This window comes from uncultured Nostoc sp. (assembly GCF_964245445.1).
Lineage (GTDB): Bacteria > Cyanobacteriota > Cyanobacteriia > Cyanobacteriales > Nostocaceae > Nostoc.
This window is the reverse complement of record NZ_CAXTNE010000020.1, coordinates 35,801-52,804: the sequence shown is the minus strand read 5'-3', so window position 1 is coordinate 52,804 and position 17,004 is coordinate 35,801. Positions and strand designations below refer to the sequence as shown.

The 17,004-nt window shown below is 41.7% G+C and carries 18 protein-coding genes and 1 pseudogene; 10 read left to right on the top strand and 9 right to left on the bottom strand.

Going from position 1 to position 17,004, the window contains the following annotated elements; genetic code table 11:
* Positions 1-2,279, top strand: a 2,279-nt coding sequence (locus ACFE90_RS05835) for a response regulator (protein ID WP_375498598.1), incomplete at its 5' end; no start/stop codon positions are given.
* Positions 2,280-2,369: 90 nt separating this feature from the next.
* A complete protein-coding gene (locus ACFE90_RS05830; RefSeq protein WP_375498596.1) occupies positions 2,370-2,747 on the top strand; it encodes a response regulator transcription factor in 378 nt (125 codons plus the stop codon).
* Positions 2,748-2,753: 6 nt separating this feature from the next.
* On the opposite strand, the gene ACFE90_RS05825 is transcribed toward ACFE90_RS05830, so the two are convergent.
* Both ACFE90_RS05825 and ACFE90_RS05820 read right to left on the bottom strand, forming a co-directional pair.
* Positions 2,754-2,930: a hypothetical protein gene (locus tag ACFE90_RS05825; RefSeq protein WP_375498594.1), complete on the bottom strand. Its 177-nt coding sequence runs from the start codon at positions 2,928-2,930 to the stop codon at positions 2,754-2,756.
* 24 nt (positions 2,931-2,954) lie between these two features.
* The gene (locus tag ACFE90_RS05820; RefSeq protein ID WP_375498592.1) at positions 2,955-3,560 is read right to left on the bottom strand and encodes a flavin reductase family protein; all 606 of its coding nucleotides are present in this window, start codon (positions 3,558-3,560) and stop codon (positions 2,955-2,957) included.
* 553 nt (positions 3,561-4,113) lie between these two features.
* Between ACFE90_RS05820 and ACFE90_RS05815 the strand changes: the two genes are divergently transcribed.
* From ACFE90_RS05815 to ACFE90_RS05795, 5 genes and pseudogenes are all read left to right on the top strand, one after another.
* Positions 4,114-5,208, top strand: a complete 1,095-nt coding sequence (locus ACFE90_RS05815; RefSeq protein WP_375498590.1) for a phosphotransacetylase family protein — start codon at positions 4,114-4,116, stop codon at positions 5,206-5,208.
* A 267-nt stretch (positions 5,209-5,475) separates the two neighbouring features.
* Positions 5,476-5,568, top strand: coding sequence for a hypothetical protein (locus tag ACFE90_RS05810; RefSeq protein WP_375498588.1), 93 nt, complete (start codon positions 5,476-5,478; stop codon positions 5,566-5,568).
* Between the two features lie 84 nt (positions 5,569-5,652).
* A complete protein-coding gene (locus ACFE90_RS05805; RefSeq protein ID WP_041565591.1) occupies positions 5,653-6,156 on the top strand; it encodes a hypothetical protein in 504 nt (167 codons plus the stop codon).
* An 87-nt stretch (positions 6,157-6,243) separates the two neighbouring features.
* Positions 6,244-6,690, top strand: a pseudogene (locus ACFE90_RS05800) (MAPEG family protein).
* Positions 6,691-6,765: 75 nt separating this feature from the next.
* The gene (locus ACFE90_RS05795; protein WP_012411046.1) at positions 6,766-7,257 is read left to right on the top strand and encodes a YajQ family cyclic di-GMP-binding protein; all 492 of its coding nucleotides are present in this window, start codon (positions 6,766-6,768) and stop codon (positions 7,255-7,257) included.
* Between the two features lie 283 nt (positions 7,258-7,540).
* Here ACFE90_RS05795 and ACFE90_RS05790 read toward each other — a convergent pair whose 3' ends face one another.
* Together ACFE90_RS05790 and ACFE90_RS05785 are read right to left on the bottom strand one after the other, a co-directional pair.
* On the bottom strand, positions 7,541-8,098 hold the full coding sequence (locus tag ACFE90_RS05790) for a glutathione S-transferase family protein (RefSeq protein WP_375498586.1): 558 nt from the start codon (positions 8,096-8,098) through the stop codon (positions 7,541-7,543).
* A gap of 6 nt (positions 8,099-8,104) precedes the next feature.
* Entirely contained in the window at positions 8,105-8,569 is a 465-nt protein-coding gene (locus tag ACFE90_RS05785; protein ID WP_375498584.1) for a hypothetical protein, read from the bottom strand.
* Positions 8,570-9,093: 524 nt separating this feature from the next.
* Between ACFE90_RS05785 and ACFE90_RS05780 the strand changes: the two genes are divergently transcribed.
* Positions 9,094-9,813 carry a tetratricopeptide repeat protein gene (locus ACFE90_RS05780; protein ID WP_375498582.1) on the top strand — a complete coding sequence of 240 codons (720 nt, stop codon included), beginning with the start codon at positions 9,094-9,096 and terminating at the stop codon, positions 9,811-9,813.
* Between the two features lie 226 nt (positions 9,814-10,039).
* Here the strand turns inward: ACFE90_RS05780 and ACFE90_RS05775 are convergent, their stop codons facing one another.
* Positions 10,040-10,450, bottom strand: a complete 411-nt coding sequence (locus ACFE90_RS05775; RefSeq protein ID WP_375498580.1) for a hypothetical protein — start codon at positions 10,448-10,450, stop codon at positions 10,040-10,042.
* A gap of 250 nt (positions 10,451-10,700) precedes the next feature.
* Positions 10,701-10,790, bottom strand: coding sequence for a photosystem I reaction center subunit XII (psaM, locus tag ACFE90_RS05770; RefSeq protein WP_040630342.1), 90 nt, complete (start codon positions 10,788-10,790; stop codon positions 10,701-10,703).
* A gap of 199 nt (positions 10,791-10,989) precedes the next feature.
* On the opposite strand from psaM, the gene ACFE90_RS05765 reads away from it, so the two are divergent.
* Positions 10,990-12,258, top strand: coding sequence for an FGGY-family carbohydrate kinase (locus ACFE90_RS05765; protein ID WP_375498578.1), 1,269 nt, complete (start codon positions 10,990-10,992; stop codon positions 12,256-12,258).
* 182 nt (positions 12,259-12,440) lie between these two features.
* On the opposite strand, the gene ACFE90_RS05760 is transcribed toward ACFE90_RS05765, so the two are convergent.
* Both ACFE90_RS05760 and ACFE90_RS05755 read right to left on the bottom strand, forming a co-directional pair.
* Complete coding sequence (locus ACFE90_RS05760) at positions 12,441-13,655, bottom strand: McrC family protein (RefSeq protein WP_375498576.1); 1,215 nt, start codon at positions 13,653-13,655, stop codon at positions 12,441-12,443.
* The gene (locus tag ACFE90_RS05755; protein WP_375498574.1) at positions 13,652-15,076 is read right to left on the bottom strand and encodes an McrB family protein; all 1,425 of its coding nucleotides are present in this window, start codon (positions 15,074-15,076) and stop codon (positions 13,652-13,654) included. The genes ACFE90_RS05760 and ACFE90_RS05755 overlap by 4 nt, the downstream gene beginning before the upstream one ends.
* Before the next feature lie 199 nt (positions 15,077-15,275).
* On the opposite strand from ACFE90_RS05755, the gene ACFE90_RS05750 reads away from it, so the two are divergent.
* Positions 15,276-16,016 (top strand): dienelactone hydrolase family protein, encoded by a 741-nt coding sequence (locus tag ACFE90_RS05750; protein WP_375498572.1) that lies wholly within the window; start codon positions 15,276-15,278, stop codon positions 16,014-16,016.
* A 24-nt stretch (positions 16,017-16,040) separates the two neighbouring features.
* Here the strand turns inward: ACFE90_RS05750 and ACFE90_RS05745 are convergent, their stop codons facing one another.
* Positions 16,041-16,997: an N-acetylglucosamine kinase gene (locus ACFE90_RS05745; RefSeq protein WP_375498570.1), complete on the bottom strand. Its 957-nt coding sequence runs from the start codon at positions 16,995-16,997 to the stop codon at positions 16,041-16,043.
* Positions 16,998-17,004: the final 7 nt, after the last annotated feature.

The window sequence follows — 17,004 nt, the reverse complement described above, 5'->3', positions numbered from 1 at the left end:
TTCGGGAATGGATTGGCACCTGTACTGATATTCACGATCGCAAGCAGGCAGAAGCTGAAAATCAACGCTTATTAGATATGTTGAATCATTCCAGCGATGCCATCATCGTCCGCGACATGAGCGACAAAATCTCTCACTGGAATCAGGGTGCCGAAAGACTCTACGGTTGGACGCGTGAAGAAGTGAAAGGCCAATGCATTCAGGCTTTTATCAAAAAAACCTTTCCAAAACCAAAGGAAGAAATTGTAGCAGAGTTATTAGAGCAAGGAAATTGGGAAGGAGAAGTGGAACACCTCACCCATAATGGCAAACTGATTACCGTCCAGAGCCGATGGACGTTGCAACGGGACATCTCTGGTCAACCTTGCGCGGTGCTGGAAATTAATACCGACATCACTGCCCGCAAACAAGCAGAAATCGCTCTGCGGCAACTGAATCAAGAACTGGAAGCCAGAGTTGAAGAGCGGACGGCTGCGCTGCAAAATACTCTAGCAGAAGCACAGGGATTAAATGCCATTTTAGATAACTTAGCAGATGGTTTGTTAGTGGCAGACACCGCAGGACAAATCACCCACTTTAATCCTGCCTTTTTAGCCATGTATGGATTGACAGCTACCGCCCTCAACGGTCACTACCGAGAATTGCCGATATCTGGTTTAGCAGACCTGGTTGCACGAACTCAGTCCCATCCCCAAGAGGTGTTCTCTGCCGAAGTTGCACTGACCAAAGAACGCATTGGTCAAGCAGTGGCAACCGCCATTTTTAAAAAGACAGCAGACCCAGAACCCTCTGCCTGCTTCGGTTCGGCGCTGCTAATTCGGGATGTGACGGCAGAAAAGGAAATCGACCAGATGAAGACCGACTTCATCTCAACAGTTTCCCATGAGCTGCGGACGCCACTGACTTCTGTCCTCGGTTTTGCGTCGATCATTCAAGAAAAGTTGCAAACCGATGTGTTCCCAATGATTTCTACCGAAGACCGCAAACTTCAGAAAACGATTAAGCGGGTGGCTGACAATCTCAACATTATTGTGTCGGAAGCAGAACGGCTCACGTCTTTGATTAACGATGTCCTGGACATCGCTAAGATGGAAGCAGGTAAGGTGGAATGGCAGATGCAGCCGATTGATCCCAGCGAATTACTGGATTGGGCAAGCAATTCTACCGCCGGGTTATTTGAAACCAATGGCTTGCAGTTGGTGTGCGAGATTGAACCTGGACTGCCTCAGATAGTAGGCGATCGCAATCGTTTGCTGCAAGTTTTAATCAACCTGATTTCCAATGCCGTTAAATTTACCGAATCTGGTTGTGTCACCTGCCGCGTCAAACAAGAAAACGACGGTGTTTGCTTCAGCGTTATTGACACAGGCATTGGGATTGCACCTGAAGACCAGCCGAAAGTATTCGAGAAATTCCGCCAAGTTGGCGACACCCTCACCGACAAACCCAAAGGCACAGGATTAGGACTGCCCATCTGTAAACAAATCGTCGATCATCACGGCGGTAGAATCTGGGTTGAAAGTGAACCAGGTAAAGGCAGCATATTCTCGTTTATCATTCCCACCTACGCCAGCGATCAAAAAAATACTGCTAATCTGAATTTGGATACGCTAGTCAAACAACTCAAAGAACACGTCATCACCAAAAATGCTGTGCCCAACCAAAACCGTAAAACCATTTTGGTTGTAGATGATGACGCTAACATTCGGGAACTGCTCCGTCAACAACTGGAAAACGAAGGCTACAACGTTCGCGAAGCAAAGGACGGCATGGATGCAATTCATCAAATCAAAACAGCCCGTCCCGATCTGATTCTCTTGGACGTGATGATGCCCCAAATTAATGGCTTCGATGTGGCAGCCGTTCTCAAAAACGATCCTCAAACCGCAGACATTCCGATTATTATTCTGTCAATTATTGAAAACAAAGAACGGGGCTACCATATTGGCATTGATCGCTATCTCACCAAGCCCATTGACACAGAAAAACTCCTCAACGAAATTGGCTCACTGCTTTACCAAGGCACTTCTAGTAAAAAGGTATTGGTTGTAGATAAAAATGCATCAGCCTTAAAAACCCTAGCAGATGTACTGCAAACTCAGGGATACAGTGTGATTGAAGCCTCCGATGCGCAAGAATGTATTTATAAAGCCCTGTCAGCCAAACCTGACATGATTATCATTGATTCTATCTTCTCTCAAGAAGCCGATTTGGTGAAAACCCTACGCTTTGAGAAGGAGTTGGAAAATGTATTTTTTATTATGCTGTCTGAACAGTAATTGCTAGGAGTGGGGATTGGGAAGAATTCACTCCCCCTGTCCCTTGTTTCTTCTCCATGCCCAATACCCAATACCCAATACCCAAGCCCTATGACCCAGAAAATTCTAATTGTTGATGATGAACCTAATATCTTGATTTTGATGGAACAAGCCTTAGAAGCATTAGAAGATGAGGGTGTTGAACTTCTAACTGCTAGAAATGGAGAAGAAGCTCTCGAAACCATCAAAACTGAAAAACCAAACCTGGTTTTTCTTGATGTGATGATGCCGAAAATGAATGGTCTGCAAGTCTGCCATATTGTAAAACACGACCTGCAAATGACTGACATCTACATTGTAATCTTAACAGCTAAAGGACAGGAATTTGATAAACAAAAAGGAATTGAAGTTGGTGCAGACTTATATCTAACTAAACCATTTCGCCCCAAAGAAGTACTTGAAAAATCAATGCAAGTGTTGGGTTTGTGAGAAAAGTTATGAAGGCTTTTCATCTGCTTTTGCTTCCATTTTAACGCAGGCGATCGCATCTGATTTAGTCGGGTCGATACTACTGAGATTAACACTAGTAAAATCGCTATCGTTCAAATTAGCCCCATTAAAATCTCTCTCCCCAGCAGGATACCTTTCCAGCAATTTTTCAATATCTATCACTTAGCTCTTGCATCAACTAACACTTTAACTGGGGCGAGTAATTTCATACAAATCCTGCGTGCGGGTATACCAGTTACCCGACAGGCGACCAATCGCGTGCAACTTTGCGACATCAATTGTGTTTTGTGGTGTAAGTAAATCGTCCCGAATATGCCATAGCACCGCCTCAGCAATAATTAATCCCGATTGGCTACCTTCATTCCCTACGTAAACTACCTGCTTCAGCACACACTCAATATTAATCGGTGATTCAGCAACTCGTGGCGGACGCACCCGCTTTGAGGGAGCAGGAGTTAGTCCTGCTACTTGAAATTCGTCTACATCTGGTGGAAAGTCACCACTGGTGGTGTTCATCTGTTCCCCCAATTCTTCAATAACTATGTTGACCACTAGTTCACCCAACTGCTCTACATTGAATAATGTATCTTTTTTAACACCATGTTTTAGACCTGTGGAGATGGCTAGGGTCGGTGGGTTAGCTGTCACGCCCATAAAAAAACTGAAAGGTGCAACATTGGGCGTACCATCGCTAGCGATCGTTGACACCCAAGCGATCGGTCGGGGAACCACTGAACCTACAAGTAATTGATAGGTATTCCGTGGGTCATTCTGGGAGGGATCGATAATCATTGAGGTTTTCCTCACTAAACATTACAGTTTTTCAAAACTCGATCTTGCCGAAGAGAAGCTTTTTACCTGAGTTATGCGTAATTTTCATTACTGCAACTTACTTTTTTTAGCTATATGTGAGATGTTCATACTCAGTTACGATACTACGGTTTATTGGCTAGATTGCCGTAAAAGAAGAATTGGGGGAATCATCTACTGCGATCGCAGCTTTTTTTGCCAGCTATTTAGTTGACCCAGATTTAGGATTATAGGACAAAAGGAGAGGGAGACAAGGTGCAATACCATTGGGTTAAGGAATTTCTTGCTTGAGGCAGGTAATTAGGCAAGAGAAGCTGTTCTTGAGAGAAGAATTACTGAATAAGAACCTTCTTTCCTCAAAAGCCTCTCCTGCCTCCCCTGCTTCCTCTGCCTCCTCTGCCTTCCCTGCTTGTTCAATTAGAAGGTAATTCTGGGAAACCTTAATTTGTGAGAGCTAAAGGCTTTTGCCAGAAGGAACTAGAATTAGGAAACACCTAGCTGGGTTCTTCTGACTTTTGAAATTAGGAGTGCATGTGTGCCAAAATCCCCTAAATATTTGCTGATTGGATCGAGCGAGAATTACAGCGGTAAATCTGCAACTGTTCTGGGTTTGTCTCATCAGCTACAGCAAAAAGGTCTGGATATTAGCTACGGTAAACCACTCGGTACGTCTTTCAATTCGTCTAGTGGAACCGTAATTGAGGAAGATGTCCAGTTCATCGCTCTTAGCCTCAATTTGCCGGAAAACCGCGTTGCACCTACAATGCTGGCTTTGGATGAACCAAATGTGCAAAAGCGCTTGCGGGGGGAAGACAAAACCGATTATCAGCAGTCCCTAATACAGCAATATTTACATAAATCTCAAGGAGATTTGGTGTTACTGGAGGGGCCTGGTAATTTGTCCGAAGGCAATTTGTTTGACTTGTCTTTGCTGCAAATGGCTGAAGTATTGGATGCTGGTGTGCTGTTAGTAAGCCGCTATAAATCCTTGCTTTCGGTTGAGGCGCTATTGGCTGCAAAGCAGCGTCTGGGCGATCGCTTGATTGGAGTTGTGATCAATGATATTCCTGTCACCCAACTAGAAGCAGTTGACACTCTCTTGCGTCCATTTTTGGAACAGCAGGGTATTCCAGTGTTAGCAATGCTGCCTAATAGCGATTTGCTCCGCAGCGTCAGTGTTGGCGAACTAGTCAAACAGTTAAAGGCTGATGTTCTCTGTCGCAATGATCGCATGGATTTATTGGTGGAAAGTCTAGCAATTGGAGCAATGAATGTCAATTCTGCTGTGAAATATTTCCGCAAACGCCGGAATATGGCAGTGGTGACAGGAGGCGATCGCGTGGAAATTCAGCAAGCGGCTTTGGAAACTTCTACCCAATGTTTAATTCTCACCGGGCAACTACCACCCCCACCGTTCATTCTCAGTCGCGCTGAAGACCTAGAAATCCCCATTTTGTCTGTTGACTTAGATACCCTGACTACTGTAGAAATTGTTGACCGCACTTTTGGTCAAGTCCGTGTCCACGAGCCGATAAAGGTTCAGTATATTCGCAAGTTGATGTCCGAGCATTTTGACATTGACCGTTTGTTATCCAAACTAGGTTTAACTCCCGCAAAGGCATTGTCTTAGATTCATTGCTCAGTTCTCAGTTAGGAGGCTGTATTACTGGTAAGGGTACAGCTGGCTCACCGTCACCTCCTAAGGGACGGTGAGCTGTTTCCTTGCGCCCATAGCTGGGATGTGCTTAGTTGGAGCAGCTAATCCAAAGCATATTGCCGTAAATAGCCTTTTTAGTGGTTAAAATTTTTGCTAATCATATTGTCTACGTACAAAGACTTAGAACAAGATTACTTTCAAAATCCGCAATAACTGCCATAATCAGGCAAATTTCAGTATTTGACTCTCCTAAATGGCATTAGTTACGAAACATATTGGCTAGCCTGGTGTAACCAAGTAAGGGAGTTACTGAACCAAACAATTGAAAATTAGTGACAATGTTTAACTCAAGTTTTCCTCGCATCTACACGCTGTTTGGTAGAATATCTGGGTCGTTTAATCTGATTTTCTCCATCTTTGAGCCAATCAACAGACCTTATTAACTTAGATACATTAGCGCAAGAACTGGCGACAATCCAGCAAACGGGTTCTAAAAGAATCGCCTTGCTGGGTTCTCGTCACGTCCCGATTACGCATCAGAATCTTATTGAAATGATGACTTATGCCCTAGTTTTATCGGGTAATCGAATCATTACTTCTGGTGCTACAGGTACAAATTCAGCGGCCATCAAGGGAGCAACACGGGCTGATGCAAATTTGTTGACAGTGATTCTACCCCAAAGCCTGGAACGCCAGCCTTTGGAATCGCGCCAGCAACTAGAACAGGTAATGCATCTAGTCGAAAATCCCAGTAATGATAATCTGTCTCTTGCTGAAGCTAGTTACTTGTGCAACAAGGAGATTGTCTCCCGTTGCCAGCAACTAATCTGCTTTGCGTTTCACGATAGTCGCACCCTGTTACAAACTTGTCAGGATGCAGAAGAACAAAGAAAAGTAGTGACGCTTTTTTACTTTGATTAGTCATTTGTCATTTGTCTTTCGTCATTTGTATTTGACTGATGACTGATGACTGATGACTGATGACTGATGACTAATAACTAATAAGTAATGATAATTTTTTTGTACTCGATCGCTGCTGCTGTCGTTCTAATTTACGTGCCATTTTTGCTAGTAGCTTATGCCCGTGTGCGTATTGGGTATGAAACTTTTTCTACTCCTGGCGCTATGTTTGATAAATTGCCACCTTATGCCCAACGAGCTACTTGGGCACATCAGAACACCTTTGAAGCGTTTATGGTGTTTGCAGCAGCATTGATGGTTTATGTAACTGGTGTAAATTCTTTTACAGCCCAAGTAGCTGCGTAGACGCAAAGCAGCTTGTCGCCAGACATCGCCTTTCTGGTGGCTCGTTTGCTATACTCGATTTTTTATATTTTGAATATACCCCTTTTGCGTTAGCGTAGTTCCTCTGAAAAAGGCTCGCTGATGTTTGCCATTGGCATCTTTAGCTCTGGTACTCTCTTTTTCTTGAGCATCATCCAAGCTATTAGTTAATTGGGGCATGGAGAATAGGGAGTGAGGAAAACTTTTCCCAATCCAAAATCCAAAATCTAAAATCTAAAATGTTTTATGGCTTCTACTTTTTCTTTTGACATTGTGAGCGACTTTGACCGACAAGAGTTGGTTAACGCTGTCGATCAAGTTATACGAGACATCAAAGGTCGTTACGACCTCAAAGACACTGAAACTACTGTCGAGTTAGTTGAAGAAAGCATCAACGTTAGTACTGACAGCGAGTTTACCTTAGATTCTGTACACACCATTCTGCGGGAAAAAGCCGCCAAGCGTAACCTATCCCAGAAAATCTTTGATTTTGGCAAAGTTGAATCAGCCAGTGGTAATCGCGTGCGTCAAGAAATCAAACTCAAAAAAGGCATTAGTCAGGAAATCGCCAAACAAATTTCCAAATTGATTCGGGACGAATTCAAAAAGGTACAAGCTTCAATTCAAGGAGATGCTGTGCGGGTTTCTGCCAAATCTAAAGATGACTTACAAGTAGTCATGCAGCGACTGAAGCAAGAAGACTACCCGGTGGCTTTGCAATTTACAAACTATCGTTAACAGATTTGCATGGTGGGCACTACCTATCCAAACTACATTTTGTGAAGATTTTTGTTTGGATCTAAATACACGGTAGTTAACTTAACCTAGAAGGGCGGTTAGAAACCGCGTCTACACAGGCAGAACCCGCCTAATCGGGTTAAATCAACCTTAATTTTATCTTAGCCCACCTCCGTGGGCTACCCTGCGGGAAGCCGCAAGGCGTCTATGTTTGTGTAGCCGCGAATTCTATTTGCCGAGGCTTAAATTGACACCCATGCACATCTGTGTGTCCTTACTACAATTAAGCCAGTCCGCCAATACTTTTTTGAAATGCTGGACGCTCAGATAACTGCTTCATATAGTTCAACACGGCTGGGTAGGAACTGAGGTCTAGCTTCAGTATGATGGGAATGTAATTCAGAATAGACCCCACTGCCACGTCAGCAACAGTGAACTTATCGCCAAGCAAAAAAGGTTGCTTACTGAAAATTTCATTTAACGGAGTCAACAAGCGGGGCATTTCCCGCTCCCGACTTGCTTCTACAAAAATTCCTGGCCCAAGGGTAGCATTGGCAAACAAAACCCATTGGTAAAATACAGCACGTTCCTCTGGTGAAAGTGAAGTTTTACTGTACTTATCGGCAAGATACAGCAAAATTGCTCCAGATTCCCAAAGTTTAAAATCCCCATCAACAATTGCTGGAACTTTACCAACTGGGTTAATTGCCAAATATTCAGGTTTGAGGTGTTCACCTGCCTGCATATCGAGCTTGACAAATTCGTAGGGAACTTTTAGTTCCTCTAAATACCAGTGAACAATTGAGGCTCGACTACGAGCGCCACCATAAAGTTTGAGCATAATTACTTAAAGAACTTTGTGAGTGTGAGAATGTTGTTTAATGTTGTCTTCTTTGGTGACAACTCTAGCGGCGTTTAATACCCGCTTGCGCTCAATGGAATACTTAAATTCGCTGTAATTTGTACCTAAAGGAATTAAAGATTTTGCAGATTCACGACGCTTGTAGGTACGAGCTGCTGCAAATGCCCGTGGTACAAATTCTTCTCCAAACTGAGCCGACTTTGGGAAGCCATCTGGCAACACTTGTGAATCGCCATCCAGCACAGATCCCAAAGTTGTTGCATGAGCCAGCTTATAGGAGGTAGGAATGCCCTTTAAGAGGGCTTCTAAAGCCGCAGAGGGAATCGGTTCTATAACTTCGATTTGATAAACTTCTCCATCTTCTTTAACGAAGCAGGTTGCCAAGCCGATAACAATGTAATCATCGGTTGTTAAATCAGGGGCATTGGGATAGGAAATTGCAGTTGTCATCGGAAAATTTCTCAAAATTTAAAAATTGGATTTAGGGAATGGGGTATTAGGAAGAGGCAGAGGGGCAGTTCTTGCTGGGAGCAGGGGACAAGAAGGGGATAAGGTGACTTGAGTGAGAACTTGCAATAAGTCTTTCCACTTGTCTCTAATTCTCCTTGTTCCCTTGTCCTTCTCCCCCAGCAAGAACTGCTTCTTCATCTCCCTCTGCCCTCTGCCATCTTTTTCACTCTAAAAGAACGGCTTGTTGGCATTCTACCAATTTGTAGCTCTTACTACTTGACTCGCCTTTGAGATTGACATCTGCTATTTCTGGAATTCACCCTGGGGATGAAGTATTCATGATTAGGTTTGAGGATCAATTGTTTATCTAGGGCGTAGATTTCTCTTGTGCGGCTAGGTTAAGTTCTCTCTTGAGTGGCTTTACTGTAACCCTAATTACTTTAAAAATAGACATAGTAGTAAAACCACTAGCAGACGAAAACTAGAATTTGATTCCATAAAGCAGGTATTTAGTAAAGGTAAGTATGAATATTCACTCATTTTTAGCTGATGGTGACCAGCACAGTAGCAAATGTAGAATAGTTACCAATATTACACAGAAAGCCCAAGCACAGAGGAAAAATGACAGTGGCGAATCTGTTTTAGGCGATCGCTACTTACGCTCTTGTGCTTTGAGGTCAGCTCAACAAGGAGATTATACTGAAGCGATCGCACTTCTAAGCCAACTAATTTCCCGCCATCCCCACAATGCCATTGATTACAACAATCGGGGGCTAATTTATTTCCAAAGTGGTGAAACGCAAAAAGCGCTTGACGACTATAATACAGCCCTCAAGCTTAATCCCTATTTGCCTAGTGCTTATAATAATCGGGCAAATTACTACGCAGCTTGTGGAGAATTAGCAGCAGCACTTGCCGACTACGACCAAGCAATTGATTTAAATCCTCGCCATGTCCGGGCGTGGATTAACCGAGGCATTACCTGGCGTGATTTGGGGCACTATGAAGAGGCAATTGAGAATTTTGAGGTAGCACTGCTTTTCGGTCAACTAAAAGGTCATATCTGGGCTGAACGTGGCAGGACTTACCATCTTTGGGGTGACTGGAATTGTGCGATCGCTGATTATCGTCGCGCCCTCACTCAACTGCCCTTTCTCGATAACAGTAAGGATATTACTGGTTATCGCTTGCGTTTACAACTCGAAAATTGGCTAAACGAACTGCTATCTCAATCAGCGTCCTAATTGGTAGATTAGTTCTTCTGGGGGATTCAAAATTTAAAATAAATTATTAAACTTTGAATGAGAGTTTAGTGACGCTGTATCGCTCATGACTAATAGATGATAGCTACATAGCTATTCAAAAATTAGCTATTAACCATTATTTATTAGCAATAATATAAATTAACACCCGGCTTATACGTAGCCTGAATCACAAAAAACTTAAATAATCCCAAATTCGCTATTTGTCTTAGGGTGATGACTCTGTTTGTTCATCTTCTCGGCGATCAGGATTCATCAACACGACCCGACGCTGATTAGGATCGAATCTGTATCCTTGTTGTTGCATAATACTTTTGGTTTGCTGAGGATCAAAGTTACGGCTAAATTCCACCTGCAAACCATTGACATGTCCTTCCATCAGCTTGACTTCAGTACTAATTTCGCGCAACTTTTCTTGCTGTGACCAATGATAAGGCAAAAGTTGTGATAAGGCAGATGCTGCAACGGCTGTAATCACAAGATTAACTGCTATTTTGGCTGTGCTTTCCAGAGCCATCACCTGGTAAGAACGTTGGCGAAGATGCCGCTTTGGTCGAGGAATGACCCGGCGTTTTTGTATAGGTTGTAACGGTGGTTTGGAGGGTTGAATCGCGTTCATGATCCTAAAAAATAACCTCGCTGAATGAAGGGAAGCACTGTAAAAGCTCTCTGGCGCTAATTACTGCTGATTTAGCTGTCATATTACTTCATTTTTTTGAAATAGCTACAAGTGTTGCACTAGTTAAAAAATAACCTGGCTTACGTAAGTGCAAGGTTTCTTGATACTTATGGCTTTACACCATAAGGTCTAGAAATTGCACCCCGTACTGCCAGGATTATTAGCTTTTTAACTGTGTCACATCGGAGCCTTATTTGTAAAGTTCTGTGGCTAATCGCCAAGCTAGAACTCCAGGGATCAAGGCTACGACTAGAGCGATGTAGACTTGAGTATCTGAGATGGAAGATATCTGAGCGATGTACAGAGTATCTAAGATAGGCATGGCTGAAAACCTCCTAACCTGAATAGATTTTGAACAGTTCGTTTACTACTTTTCCTTGTTTTGCCAAGATTGGGGAATATCTTGTTACAAGATGCAACAAAAGCAGTTATTAATCAGTAGTCCTTAGTGATTCTTTATTAAAAAAATTCATAAAACTATGGATTTCTATTTGGGTATCGACTTTGGCACCTCTGGCGCACGCGGTATGGTGGTTGACGAGGAAGCTAGCATCCAGGTACAGGTGCGATATACTTTCCAGGACTCACCAGCCGCCGTTACGCCCAAAATTTGGCAGGAGGCTTTGTTTATGCTGGTGCAACAAATACCTGACCGATTGCGGCAAGAAATTAAAGCGATCGCAATTAATGGTACTTCTTCCACCGTCTTGCTGCTCGATGCTGTTGGCAATCCAACAGATGCACCATTGCTGTATAACGATGCGCGGGGATCATTAGTGCTAGAGCATTTGAAGAGTATAGCACCCCCCAATCATACCGTATTGAGTGCCACCTCCAGCCTGGCCAAACTTTTGTGGATGAGGCAATTACCGTCTTTTAGTGAAGCTAGATATTTTCTGCATCAAGCAGATTGGCTGGCATTTCTCCTACATGGACAGTTGGGTATTAGCGATTATCATAATGCTTTAAAGCTGGGTTATGACGTGGAAGAGTTGAAATACCCAGAATGGCTAGAAAATTTGCAAATACCGATTCAGCTACCCAAAGTTTTAACTCCTGGGACTCCCATTGCCGAATTGCGCCCTGAAATTGCAGACAAATTCGGTTTTTGCCGTGATTGTCTGGTGTGTGCAGGTACAACTGATAGTATTGCGGCTTTTCTCGCCAGTGGGGCAAAATTACCTGGTGAAGCCGTGACTTCCCTTGGTTCAACGTTGGTACTAAAGTTATTAAGTCGTACCCGTGTAGAAGATGCCAGATATGGGATTTACAGCCATCGGTTGGGTGATTTGTGGCTGACTGGGGGTGCTTCTAATACTGGAGGTGCAGTACTAAAGCAATTTTTCACAAACGCAGAGTTAGAAAGCCTTAGCCGGGAGATTAATGCATTAAAAGCTAGCGAGTTAGATTATTATCCATTGTTGAAGGTAGGCGATCGCTTTCCGATTAACGATCCCAATCTACCCCCACGTTTGTCACCACGCCCAGATAATCCAGTGGAATTTTTGCATGGGTTGTTAGAAAGCATTGCCCGCATAGAAGCGCGAGGGTATGAATTATTACAGCAAATGGGCGCAGATAAATTGAGCCGTGTTTATACTGCTGGAGGTGGCGCGGCGAATGATAATTGGACTGCGATTAGGGCGCGTTATTTGCAGGTTCCTGTAGTAGCGTCAGTGTACACAGAAGCAGCTTACGGAACGGCGCTGTTGGCGATGGGAGGCGGAAGTAAGGGTGAACAAGAGTAATTGTGTAACAATCTTTTCGTAGGTATTTCGTAAATCAGTATCTATCCCAGTGACAATCAACATATCTCGGACCATACTGGGATGATTAGATACCGGACTATAGATTCCAGGTTCATGATCTGGGCAGCTATTCGGGGATGGGTGCTTCACAGCAAGCGAATGTCATCTGTCCCCTTTATTAATTATTGGTGTGAGTTCTGAGGGATTAGGAGAAAAAGGTTTTTTAAGAAGGTTTCACCTGCGCGATCGAGATTATCATCTAGAGAAAAGGTGAGGCTGCGGACTCGGATTTGATCACTTATAATATCTAGTGGCTGTGTCAAGTCTTTGGGGTATATCAAAAAGGCTTGCTCACATTTTGCTGTGTTGGTGTAACTGATCATTTGATGAATATCTGTATTTACTGTAGATTCAGAGGCTTTATACTTTGTATCTAGAACTGCTATTGTTTTGCCAGCAGCATTACAGAGTAATATATCTATAATAAAGTGTCGATTCTGACTAATTTCTATTGGATGTTGCTGTTTAAAAAAATAGCCTTGCGGCGTGTTTTTCTTAAGCCATTCTGCAACAAAAAGTTCATATAAATGTGCCATATCAACGAGAAAGGGTAGAGTTTTGTAATTTCCCCTTTCATGACTGGGACTACTATTTTCTAAAAAGAATCGACATAAATTATGTAATGGTTGATAGTCTGTATTGAGGCGATTATACTGTCTGGCGATACAATCTTCTGCGCTACAAGGTTGCAACGTTACTAATCCTTGTAGAGCGTGATAAGCTTTTCGTACTGTTGGTGATACTCTTTCTGAACATAAACTGCTACGACCAATGATATAAAGTGTCCATGCCAGTATTTGATTTTCTTTAACATCAGCCGTATGTTCTTCGTAACTGCATTTAAGTTTAACATTCCACGGCTTTTGAATTATCTGTTGCACATCTAGCCTTCCCCGTACATAAGAAAGCTGCTGTGTTTTAGGTAAGTAAGTATGATATAGTCCTTTGCGGCATCGATCTAAAACTTTATCGGCTAAGATATGAGCCAGATTATTATAAAAGTCCTCTAGAGATTCACAATCCATTAGCCCTTCAAGAAAGTGAAACCCTTTTAAATTGTAGGCATATTCCAGCATTCCGAAGAGGTTTTGGATAGGTACTTTCGGATTTATTTTTAGATGAAATCCAGGAGTTATAGGAATGTAACCTACCCATCCTTTAGCTTTGAGTTTCCAATGTTGTCTCGTTGTATATGTAGGAAATTCTATATCTACTTGTGTTTTGTATTTCTCATATAACTCGACTCCGGCTGAATAAGGTATTTTATCAAGCGGAAATAATTTATTTTCGTATTCTGTAAGTTCAATAATTCTTGGTTTTGTTAGGTTTATATTCATAGTCTATTTTTTATTTCATTCCAGCGAAACTTATCTACTTTTTCTAGCTGGTTAAAAAAGTATTCTTCTAAATATGGCTCAATTTCCATGCACCATATATCTTCTATATCTTCAGTTAGGTTATCTGTTAAGAAGAATGAAATACCAATTTCGTAGTTTTTATCTGCGATCGCCTGATTTAATTGCTGTAAAATGTTAATTAATCCCTCTACTGCAAAACCTGTTTTTAGGTGATAACGTCGCAGCACATCATAGTTTGAGCGAAGTTCAATAAATGCAAAGCGGCGGCGTAGGGCATGATCTATATTGGCAATAGACCTATCTGCTGTATTCATTGTCCCAATAATGCGGACATTTTCTGGAATGCGAAAGGTGTTACCGCCAGCTAGTGGAATTTCTCTATTTCGGTACTCAAGTAAGTACATTAGTTCGCCAAAAACTTGTGTGAGATTAGCGCGGTTTATTTCATCAACGATCAAAACACAAGTGCCTTGGCAAGACTCCGCCTTTTTGCAGAATTCTAAAAAGCGCCCTGGAACCAACGGATATGTCAATTTCCCATCTTGACTTTGGGGGCGGATACCTTGAATGAAATCTTCATAAGAGTATGCTGGATGAAATTGCACTAGTTCCGAAAAACTATCACTACCGCCAATTAAGTGTTTTGCAAGTTTTTCAGCTATGAAGGTTTTGCCTGTTCCAGGTGAACCATATAAAATCGCTTGACCTTTACGATTAATCGTGCGTATCCAATGTTTTAAAACTAGTTGGGAAACTCCAGTATCTTCAGTACATTGGTTTAAGGTATAAGGTTCACTTATATTTGGGCAAATATCAGGTATTGCCTCCTTAGATACTGCTTGTAAAAATAACGGAAGATAATGTTGAAACCATTCTTTAAACTTATTATTTAATTCTTCTTTAGATGAATTTAATATTTCTATTTCATTCAAATAACAACCATCATCAATATATTGAAAATCAAATGCATTTATATCTTCAGCAATTCTATTTGCTATCATTACAGGATTTATTTGTACAATCTTTTTTGCTAGAAATTCGCCTGCATTTTCTATTAACTTGATATTTATACCTGAATCTACTAATTCTATACTTAATAATGAAAATATATCTAAATACTTGTGTAGGCGAAACTTACTAGGAGAAACTAATATATAGATATCTACCTCATTTCGTCCATTTTCTGCTGTTACATAAAAATTATTGGCAGCAATTTCAGTTGGTATTTGTTGATATATAAAGTCGCAGAATTTAATAAATGGAGTTTTTACTATGTTTAAAAAATCTTTATATTCTTGAGAATTATAAATATTGTTATCATTGTGCTTATTTTTGTATTGTTCGATTACTTTAAAGGTATTTTCATAGAAAAAATTTTTTTCTTCGTAATTATTGTCCATAAAAAATTATATAATAAGTAAAAATTTCTAATGTTTTATGTTATCAATCATTTCAATGTACTTATTGAATAAATAAAACGCTAGCGTAAAAATACTTAGAGTAATAATATATGGTTCCCTAGTAACTTGAAAGTAACCGGATGCTGCGGCGCTACAGTGTAGAAGCTAATGACAGCAAGCGTAACACGGAGACAAAAAAGTGCAAATCACTAAGCGCAATGTTGAATTAAGAGTAGATGGCAGCTTAATGCGTGTTTATGTTGCGGCTCCCAAAGCAGCAGGAAAATACCCTGGTATTGTCTTCTACAGTGATATTTATCAGTTAGGTGATGCAATGATTCGTCTAGCTAACTACTTAGCAGGATACGGCTATGTAGTAGCAGCGCCAGAAATTTTTCACCGAATTGAGCCAGTTGGTTTAGTAATTGAGCCAGACGATTTGGGAAGGATGCGCGGTAATGATGATGCGCGTCGAACCTCGGTAGCTAATTATGATGCCGATTGCCTTGCTGTGATTGAATTTCTGAAAACAGAGAGTGCGGTTTCTCCAAATCAAATAGGCACTCTCGGCTTCTGTATTGGTGGACATTTAGCTTTCCGCGCAGCATTTCAAAGCGAAATTCGGGCTGCCGTTTGCTGTTACCCTACTGGTATTCCCAGTGGTAAACTGGGTAAGGAGGTAGCCGATACAATCCAGAGGGTAAGTGAAATCAAAGGCGAGATGCTAATGGTGTTTGGTACTCTTGACCCTCATATACCAGAGAGCGATCGCCAAACCATAATAAAAGCAATTGAAAATGCTAACATACCTCACCAAGTTTTCTTGTATGAAGCAGAACATACATTCATGCGCGACGACGGTTATCGTTATGATTCTAGTGCTACCACCGCAGCTTGGTCTGAAATAGTAACTTTCTTGAGGCGCATATTTGCAGACTGAAAACTCCTATTATTTAGTAGTCCGTCAAATTTGAGTTGTCTGCAACGCTAACAAACCAGCACCGTAAGCAGGTTCATACCTCGGAAAAATCACCTTTACATTAGGAAACTTCTTAACAAGAGATGCTGCAAATCTTTCATGGATCTTGCATCTACCCCGCCAGACACTTCCTGTTGTGACTACTTCTAAAACTGAGTCGGCAGTAAAAATTGCATCAATTACTGTAGATGTAGCTTTTACTAACTCTTTTACAGCATCATCAATTATGATATTCGCTACTCTATCACCTGACGCTGCTGCAAAATCTACAACTGGTGCTAAAGCAGCTATCTGTTTAACTCCCCATTCTCGCCGATATATTACTTCTATTAAATCTTCTATACTTTTCAAATCAAGATGCTGTTTGAAATCCTTTAGCAAACTCGTTGATATTTCCCGTCCATCATAAGATTTTAATGCTGCGTTCATGCCAGCGATCGCAATTTTATAGGCGCTACCTTCATCTCCTATAATATAACCCCAGCCGCCGACTCGTTTAGTATATCCCTGATGATTTCGGCCGAAAACTATCGAACCAGTACCTGCTGCAACCACAATTCCTACAGGCTGACCAATTCCGCCAACTAAAGCAATTAAAGCATCGTTACAAATTACAATATTCGCTGGCTGTAATGCCAAAAAAATAGGCAATTTGTTATTCTGTAACTCTTTAACTAAACCTTTTACTACTTCGATATCTGTTGCACGACCTACACCTGCTAAACCCAAACATATAGCGTCAATATTCACAGTATTTGTAATTATTGCTGCCTCAACCGCATTGTGAATTGCAGATTGAATAGATTGTAAAGTTGCTTCGATACCTATACTCTGATAGTTAGATGGCCCTGCTTCACCACGGACTAGCACTTGACGCGAATCATCCATCAAGACACAAACAGTCTTGCTACCGCCGCCATCTATTCCTAAAACATAACTCATGAATTGC

Bases quoted from the DNA above. Each gene is read 5' to 3' on its own strand.
- ACFE90_RS05830 (WP_375498596.1), top strand. From the start codon at position 2,370: ATGACCCAGAAAATTCTAATTGTTGATGATGAACCTAATATCTTGATT.
- ACFE90_RS05820 (WP_375498592.1), bottom strand. From the start codon at position 3,560: ATGATTATCGATCCCTCCCAGAATGACCCACGGAATACCTATCAATTA.
- ACFE90_RS05795 (WP_012411046.1), top strand. From the start codon at position 6,766: ATGGCTTCTACTTTTTCTTTTGACATTGTGAGCGACTTTGACCGACAA.
- ACFE90_RS05790 (WP_375498586.1), bottom strand. From the start codon at position 8,098: ATGCTCAAACTTTATGGTGGCGCTCGTAGTCGAGCCTCAATTGTTCAC.
- ACFE90_RS05785 (WP_375498584.1), bottom strand. From the start codon at position 8,569: ATGACAACTGCAATTTCCTATCCCAATGCCCCTGATTTAACAACCGAT.
- ACFE90_RS05780 (WP_375498582.1), top strand. From the start codon at position 9,094: ATGAATATTCACTCATTTTTAGCTGATGGTGACCAGCACAGTAGCAAA.
- ACFE90_RS05775 (WP_375498580.1), bottom strand. From the start codon at position 10,450: ATGAACGCGATTCAACCCTCCAAACCACCGTTACAACCTATACAAAAA.
- ACFE90_RS05765 (WP_375498578.1), top strand. From the start codon at position 10,990: ATGGATTTCTATTTGGGTATCGACTTTGGCACCTCTGGCGCACGCGGT.
- ACFE90_RS05760 (WP_375498576.1), bottom strand. From the start codon at position 13,655: ATGAATATAAACCTAACAAAACCAAGAATTATTGAACTTACAGAATAC.
- ACFE90_RS05755 (WP_375498574.1), bottom strand. From the start codon at position 15,076: ATGGACAATAATTACGAAGAAAAAAATTTTTTCTATGAAAATACCTTT.
- ACFE90_RS05745 (WP_375498570.1), bottom strand. From the start codon at position 16,997: ATGAGTTATGTTTTAGGAATAGATGGCGGCGGTAGCAAGACTGTTTGT.